The sequence below is a fragment of the Paenarthrobacter sp. 10L420 genome (assembly GCF_056395385.1).
Genome location: NZ_JBFTJK010000098.1, coordinates 1 through 340, shown reverse-complemented (window position 1 = coordinate 340; position 340 = coordinate 1). Strand labels below are relative to the sequence as shown.

The 340-nt window shown below is 64.3% G+C and carries 1 pseudogene; it reads right to left on the bottom strand.

Annotation, left to right across the window (positions count from 1 at the left end):
* Window positions 1-340 (bottom strand): annotated as a pseudogene (locus tag AC1DD5_RS25845) (DUF222 domain-containing protein); the annotation flags it as partial.

Sequence of the window (340 nt, the reverse complement as noted above, 5' to 3'; positions counted from 1 at the left end):
TGGTCGGTGCGTCGTTCGAAGAGGTCGCGTTCGTCGATGGTGAGGGTGAGTTGGGGTCGGAGTCCGCCGTTGGCTGGCAGTTTCCCGGTGGTCATCGCGACGGCACAGGCTCCGACGAGTCCGTCGAGGAGTTTCATGGGGCGGGAACGCCGGTCCAGRTCCGGTCCGGTGGGATTACTATCCGTGGTGAGTCGGGGGTTGGTGGCGACGTTCATGGCGGTGGTGAGGGTTTCGTATTGTTCGGCGGTGGCGAAGATTTCGATGTGGTGGAGCCCGTGGCGGCGTCGGCGGCGGAAGAACGCGCCTTGGAGTTGGCGGAGAACTTCTTCGGACGGTTCGG